This window comes from Actinospica sp. (assembly GCF_035552695.1).
GTDB lineage: Bacteria > Actinomycetota > Actinomycetes > Streptomycetales > Catenulisporaceae > Actinospica.
Window position 1 is genome coordinate 124,907 of sequence record NZ_DASZKT010000276.1, and the last position, 7,052, is coordinate 131,958.

Here is a 7,052-nt window from a genome sequence, read left to right on the forward strand (position 1 = left end):
TACGTCAAACGAGGGATTTACCGTGCCTGAGCTGGACGGGACGGGTAAGTAGCTGAACGTCCACTGGTACAACAATGTGACTGGGGTGACCGTGGGAATCGTAACGCGCAGGAACGTGCTGGTCGGCGGTGCGGCGGTGGTCGGCGCGGCCGTCGCCGGGGTCGAGGCGGAGCGGCTGACGAACCGTCCCGGGGGCCCGCCGCAGAGTTCCTCGTCCACTCACTATTCCCCCGCACGGGTGCAGCCGCGAAAGGCCGCGGTCAAACCGGCGGCCCGGCTCATCGGCGACGGGTCGACCTCGGACACGGGGCCGCAGCCGAATCAGCCGACGCCCGAGCGGCTCGCGGCGGGCGAGCGGCCGCCGCAGTTCGTGGTGTTCTCCTGGGACGGCGCCGGCGAGGACGACAGCCGGCTGTTCTCGCACTTCCGGCAGGTCGCGCAGGAGACCAAGGCCACGATGACGTTCTTCCTGAGCGGCATCTACACGCTGCCGCGCGGCCAGCGGATGCTCTACGCGCCTCCCGGCAAGCCGCTGGGCGCCTCGGCGATCGGCTATCTCTCGGACGACTCCGTGCGCGCGACGATCCAGCAGGTGGGTGCCGCGTGGCTGGAGGGCCACGAGATCGGCACGCACTTCAACGGACACTTCTGCGACGCCGAGGGAGTCGGCACGTGGAGCCCGCAGCAGTGGCGCAGCGAGATCGACCAGGCCGTCGGGTTCGTGCACTCCTGGCGCACGAACACCGGATTCAGTGACCTGGATCCGCTGCCGTTCGACTATTCGAGGGAACTCGCCGGCGGCCGCACGCCCTGCCTGCTCGGTCAGGACCAACTGCTGCCCACGGCACGTGACCTCGGCTGGGTGTACGACGCGAGCTCCCCCGGCGGCCTGCAGATCTGGCCGACCAAGCGCCAGGGCGTGTGGGATTTCCCGCTGCAGTCCATCCCGTTCCCGGGCACCGGCTTCACCGTGCTCTCGATGGACTACAACATGATGGCCAACCAGTCAGATGCGAACCCGTACGGCGCCGCGTCGATGCGCCCGTACTGGCAGCGACAGTCCATGAACGCGTACATGGCCGGATTCGAGCGCGCGTACACGACGAACCGCGCGCCGTACTTCATCGGCAACCATTTCGAGTCCTGGAACGGCGGCATTTATATGACGAGCGTCGAGCAGGCGCTCCGCCAGATTGCTGAATACCCTGACGTACGGCTCGTGTCGTTCCGCCAAATGGCTCATTGGCTCGACGCCCAGGATCCGCAGGTCATCTCCCGCCTGCGCACCCTCAACCCCGGCCAGGCGCCGAACTCGTGGGCCGACTACACCAAGTCCGCGGGCGATCCGGCGCCTTCCCCCGCGGTCGCGCACGCGCGGGCGTTGTGACGGGCGGACAAGGACGACTGACGGGCTCTCAGGGCACGATGATGACCGGGCAGGGCGCGGTACGGGCCAGCCGGACGGCGAGTGAGCCGAAGCGCCGGCGCGGCCACTGCTCGGCGGCGCCGACGACGAGCGCCGACGCCTGCAGTTCGCGGGCCAGGTGGCGGATCGCGGCCACCGGGGAGCCGTCGAGGACCGCGAAGGAGTGCTCGGTGCCCAGCCGGTCGGCGCTCTCGGCCAGGTAGTCGCCCGCCTGCTGCGCGAGTTCGGTTTCAGCGCCCTGCGCGTACACGGCGACGCCCGGGGCGCTCGACACTAGGGAGTGGTGGTGCCGAACGTAGACCCCGATGACGGCGACGCCGCTTCGGCAGGCCAGTCCCGCCGCGTAGTCGGCCGCGCGGAGCGAGGTGCGGGACAGGTCCACGGCGACCAGCACGGAGTTGGGGGCGACGGTGCCGAACTCCGTGCTGCCGAGTTGATGCAGAGTCATGTCGAAGGCCAGCGTACGTCGGCGGGCCGGGGACATGCCAGAACTACTTACACGAGCTTCACTCACTGTTTCTCCATCACGGCTCGAACTCGGCCGCGGAGTCACGCTATCGTCAGAAGCGGACGTAAGCCGGGTTCGCCCGGTCTCACCCACCTCCGTCCCGTTCTGCCCTAGTTCTGTGAGGCTTCGCAATGCGCAGATTCACCGTGCCGCTCGCGGTGTGCGCCGTGGTCGGCCTGGCCGCGGTGCCCCTCGGCGCCGCCCAGGCGGCCAGGGCCACGACCGCCCACGCGGCCGCCACCGCCCCGCTGGCCGCCGCCGGCGTCTCCGGCTGGACCGAGACCGACGCGTCGCTCGAGAGCACCCTCGGGGCCGGCGAGGGCGTGACCACCGTCGATCCGCCCGGCGGCACCCCCTACATCCTCTACCGCGGCACGAGCTCGATCCCGGTGGGCCTGGCCGCCGCGGGCTGGACGCACGTCGGGGACCCGGACTCGGCCGCCGGCTACATCATCGACGCGTACCAGAACACGAACTCCAGCTCGAACGAGAAGATGTTCCTGGTCACCACGCCCTCCGGCGCCACGTACCAGTACGTGCACACGCTGGTGTCCGGCGAGCTGTACAACAACTCCTTCGACGCGATCTCGCCGGACAAGCAGTGGACGGTCTCCGGCGAGTGGGGCACCGTGTCGCACCTGCAGATCTACCCGACGCCGCTGCTGAACCCGACGACCTCGCAGGTCGGCGGCTCGCTGAAGCTGGCCGGCTACATCCAGCTGGACCACCAGGTCGACGACGTCCAGGGCTGCGACTTCGTCACCGCGACGAAGCTGCTCTGCGCCTCGGACGACAGCACCGAGACGCTGTTCTCGAACGACAAGCCGCTGCTCGAGGTGGACCTGTCGGCCCCGCTGAGCGGCTCGGACGTCACCGGCCACGTCGTGGACCTCGGCTCGATCCCGCAGGAGAGCGTCTGCTCGGGCACCTTCGAGGACGAGGGCGTGGACTACGACCCGGGCACCGGCATCCTGCGCCTCGAGATGATCCAGCCCAGCGTGTGCGAGGTCGTCACGACGGTCTACCAGTTCAAGCAGAGCTCGTAGTACGCCGCGCATCTCCGGAAAGCCGGCGGCGGCCCCTCCCCGGGGGAGCCGCCGCCGGCTTTCAGCGTCCCTGGGCGATCAGGGACAAGGCCTCGGAGACCACCGGAGAGTCGTCGATGTCGAGGCTCGCGGTGCGCTCGATGTGCCGGGTGCCCTCACGTACGGCCCACGCGTAGAGCGCCAGCCCGAATACGGCCACGATGATGGAATCCCAGGGGGTTCCTATACTGTCGTCGCCGCCGAAGTCCGGGCTGCCGAAGTATGAGAACACGATGATGCCGACGAGGTAGATCGGCAGCCAGGCGCCGGTGCGCAGCTCCTGTGCCAGCGGGCGGTCCTTCGTGCGCAGCACGGCGAACACGATGAGCCCGATGAGTGTGAGCGGGAGCGCCCACTTGATCTGGCTCCAGCCGGACCAGTAGATGATCTCCGTGGACACCAGGAAGCTCGCGGGTGCGATCCACTTGATGCCGGGAATCCAGCCGGCCAGTCCGGTCGGTGCGGCCGCGCGGAAGGTTCCGGCGGCGACGGACGCGATCGCGTAGTTCAGCAGGAACACGTCGCCGATCACTGATACCACCGAGATCCAGCTGTGCAGCGGGATCAGCACCAGAAGTCCGAGCACGAAGTTCAGCAGCAGCGCACGGCGCGGCACGCCGGAGCCGCCGTCGACCTCGAGGAAGAACTTGGGCACGAGACGGTTCTTGGCGAGCGCGTACGTGGTGCGGCCGTTCTCGGCGGTGCCGACGAACTGGGTGCCGGCCGGGGAGAGCACCGCGTCGGCGTAGAGGATGCTGGCCAGCCAGCCGAGGTTCAGCAGCAGCGCCAGCTGGCCGAACGGCGAGGTGAAGTCGATGCCGTGCCAGCCGTGCCCGAGTGCGCTGTCCGGGATCGCGACGATGAACGCGAACTGCAGCAGCAGATAGAGCAGCACCGAGGCGCCGATCGCGACGAGGATCGAGCGCGGCACGTCGCGGCGCGGGTTGCGGGCCTCGCCGGACAGGTCGACCGGCGGTTGGAAGCCGTTGACGGAGTAGATCAGCCCGCCGGTCGCGACGGCGCTGAGCACGGAGCTCCAGCCATTGGGTGCGAATCCGCCGTGGTCGGTCAGGTGGCTCGGGTGGAAGCCGGAGGCGAGCAGCGCGATGATCGTGATCGCCGGGACGATGAACTTGACCGCGGTGATCGCCGTGTTGATGCGCGCGAAGAGCCTGATGCCGTACCAGTTGATGACCGTGAGCACGGCCAGCAAGGCGGCCGCGACGAATATGCCGCCGACGGACAGCGTGCTCCCGTGGAACAGCCACGGGAAGTAGTGCGCGGCGTACTGCAGGATCGCGAGCACCTCTGTACTGCTCGCCAGGGCGAGCAGCGCGGACCAGCCGACGAGTGTGCCGACGAGGCGGCCGTTGGCATACAGCGGCCAGCGCACGCTGCCGCCCGCCTCGGGCCGGGACGCGCCGAGCTCGATCAGCACGAGGGCGACGAGCGAGACGGCCACGCCGGCTATCAGCCAGGAGATCAGCGCGGCGGGACCGGCGATCTGCGCGCCGTAGAACGCGCCGAACAGCCAGCCGGAGCCGATGATGCCGCCGAAGGACGTGGCGGTCAGGCTCCAGAAGCCGAGTTCGTGCCGGAGCCGCTTTTCCTGCGCGGCGAGGGGTTGCGATGCGGATTCAGTGGTCTGATCCGTCTGGACGGTCGTTGACATGGCGAAACTCCAGGGATTCTGCAAGTCGAAAAGGGCAGCGCGAAATGGCGCCGTGATGCGCGAGAAAGGCGCGAAGAAATGCGGAGGAGCGGTCAGCGACAGCTGGCGGCGGTGACGCGCATCAGGTCCACGTGCAGGCGTGATACCAGGAGGATCGGGAATATCCGCAGAGCATCTGGAGTTGAGCCTCGATAGCCCGTGCCGGTTTTATGAGAACTCGGAGAAACGCGATGGTCGATACGGATTCGACGACGGCGACGATGGCCCGCCCGGAGGATCCCGGTGTCGCCCCCTTGTTGGCGGGGCTGCTCGCCGAATACACCGAGCGCTACGGTCCGGGGGCGGCGGCCGAGTTCGATCGGAATCCCACCGACCTGTTCACCGAGGAGCGCGGCGGCGCGCTCGTGCTGCTCGTCGAGGGCGGGCAGACGGTGGCGGGCGGCGCGCTGCGCGCCTTCGACTTCGAACTCGCCGCGAAGGGCATCATCGACACCGCCCTCTCCGGCCGGCCCACGGCGGAGTTCAAGCGGATCTGGACGCACGCCGAGCACCGCCGCCGCGGGCTCGGTCGGCGGGTACTCGATGAATTGGAGCGGCGGGCGGCGGATCTCGGCTACGAGCAGGTGTTCCTGACGACCGGGCCGAGCCAGCCGGAAGCCGTCGGCCTCTACCTCGCGGCCGGATACACGGAACTGTCCGACCTCGGCGCGGCGACGCGCGGATACGCCGTTCACCCATTCGTCAAGGCACTGTCCTAACGCTTTTCCCATTCCTCCGCCAGCAGTTCGAAGGAGCGGACGCGGTCGGCGTGGTCGTGGGTGATCGTGGTGACGATCAGCTCGTCGGCGCCGGTCGCGTCCCGCAGGGTCTCGAGCTGATCCGCCACGCTCTTGGCGGTGCCGACGAACTGGGTCTGCAGGCGATCCTCGACCAGTTCGCGTCCGCCCTCGGGCCACACGTAGGCCGCGGCCTCCTCGGGCGTCTGGTACTGGATCGCGCCCTCGGCGGCCCGGATGCTGCGCACCCACGGGCCGTAGCCCGACGCCAACTCCCGCGCCTTGGCCTCGTCTTCGGCGACGACCACGTCCGCCGACACGCTTACATACGGCTGCGTCAGTCCCTCGGCGTGCTCGGAGGGCCGGAACGCCGCGCGGTACCCGGCGACCGCTTCGAGCACGGTGGCCGGGCTGACGTGGTAGTTGGCGGCGAACCGCAGACCGTTGGCGCCGGCGACGTTGGCGCTCTCGCCGCCGCTGCTGCCGAGGATCCACAGCTCGAGTTCCGCTCCCTCGCCCGGCACGACGTGTGCCTCGACGCCCTCGGGCGAGGCGTATGTGCCGCGGATCAGGGCGAGGATGTCGCCGATCTGCTCGGCGTAGTCCTGCGGTTCGGCGTTGGGCAGCTGGAGCAGCGCCCGCTGAAGGCCGAAGCGCGGTGAGCCCAACACCGCCTTGTAGTCGAACGCGGGCGGGATCAGTAGGCCGTTCGAGGTCGTATACGCATCGCGGTTGGGCGGTTCGGGGGACGTGCCGCCGGGTCCGGGCTTCCCTCGTCCGCCGGAACGTCCGAGGCCGAGATCGATGCGGCCCGGATAGAGCGCGTCGAGCAGGCCGAACTCCTCGACCGTCGAGAGTGCCGTGCGATGCCCGAGCTGCACGGCGCCCGCGCCGAGCCGGATGCGCTCGGTGGAACCGGCGACGAGCGCGATGACGACGGCCGGGGACGTGCCCGCGACGCCCGGGTTGAGGTGGTGCTCGGCGAACCAGAAGCGGGTGTAGCCGAGGCGCTCGGCCTGCTGGGCCAGGTCGACGCTGTTACGAATGGCTTGACCGGCGTTCGATCCGGAAGAGATCGGCACCAGGTCGAGCACGGCGAGCGGTGTGTTCGTCACGAAGATTCGTCCTTATCAGCTGGTCAGCCGGTAGCGAGCGGCTCGGCGGTCGACGGGGCTCGGGCGATGGTGTCGTCGGGGGCGAACGGGGCCGGCCCCCAGGGCCAGGGCGGATCGGGAATCTCGCGGCGCAGGGTGGGGGCGATGTCGGACTGGAAGAGCTCGAGGCTGTCGCGGTGCTGGGCGTCGGTCAGCCCGCCGGCGTCGGCGTGCAGGTGCATCACGCTGTGCCCGAACTGCTCGTAGTAGCGGTGCACCTTCTCGATGATCTGGGCCGGGCTGCCGATCAGCGCGGAACTGCGCTCGATGAAGTCGGCCAGCGTCGCGAAGACCGGTTCGAGGCCGAGGCGTTTCTGGAAGCCGAGATAACCCTCGAACACCGGCCGGTAGGCGTCTATCGCGTCCTGGGAATTGCGCGTGGAGTAGTACCCCGCAGTGCCGGCACCGACGGTCGCGAGCGCCGGATCGTG

The 7,052-nt window shown here is 69.2% G+C and carries 6 protein-coding genes and 1 pseudogene; 3 read left to right on the top strand and 4 right to left on the bottom strand.

Annotated features, from left to right (window positions below; all coding sequences use genetic code 11):
- Positions 1-91 precede the first annotated feature (91 nt).
- Positions 92-1,387 (top strand): hypothetical protein, encoded by a 1,296-nt coding sequence (locus VG296_RS31975; RefSeq protein ID WP_349259782.1) that lies wholly within the window; start codon positions 92-94, stop codon positions 1,385-1,387.
- A gap of 28 nt (positions 1,388-1,415) precedes the next feature.
- Here the strand turns inward: VG296_RS31975 and VG296_RS31980 are convergent, their stop codons facing one another.
- On the bottom strand, positions 1,416-1,874 hold the full coding sequence (locus tag VG296_RS31980) for a universal stress protein (protein ID WP_325572253.1): 459 nt from the start codon (positions 1,872-1,874) through the stop codon (positions 1,416-1,418).
- A 191-nt stretch (positions 1,875-2,065) separates the two neighbouring features.
- Between VG296_RS31980 and VG296_RS31985 the strand changes: the two genes are divergently transcribed.
- Entirely contained in the window at positions 2,066-2,980 is a 915-nt protein-coding gene (locus VG296_RS31985; RefSeq protein WP_325572254.1) for a hypothetical protein, read from the top strand.
- Positions 2,981-3,041: 61 nt separating this feature from the next.
- Here VG296_RS31985 and VG296_RS31990 read toward each other — a convergent pair whose 3' ends face one another.
- The gene (locus VG296_RS31990; RefSeq protein ID WP_325572255.1) at positions 3,042-4,691 is read right to left on the bottom strand and encodes an APC family permease; all 1,650 of its coding nucleotides are present in this window, start codon (positions 4,689-4,691) and stop codon (positions 3,042-3,044) included.
- A 230-nt stretch (positions 4,692-4,921) separates the two neighbouring features.
- Here VG296_RS31990 and VG296_RS31995 point away from each other — a divergent pair, with 230 nt between their 5' ends.
- Entirely contained in the window at positions 4,922-5,449 is a 528-nt protein-coding gene (locus VG296_RS31995; RefSeq protein WP_325572256.1) for a GNAT family N-acetyltransferase, read from the top strand.
- Here the strand turns inward: VG296_RS31995 and VG296_RS32000 are convergent.
- Positions 5,446-6,582, bottom strand: a complete 1,137-nt coding sequence (locus VG296_RS32000) for an LLM class flavin-dependent oxidoreductase (RefSeq protein WP_325572257.1) — start codon at positions 6,580-6,582, stop codon at positions 5,446-5,448. The two genes, VG296_RS31995 and VG296_RS32000, sit on opposite strands and share 4 nt — an antisense overlap.
- A gap of 23 nt (positions 6,583-6,605) precedes the next feature.
- Positions 6,606-7,052, bottom strand: a pseudogene (locus VG296_RS32005) (LLM class flavin-dependent oxidoreductase); the annotation flags it as partial.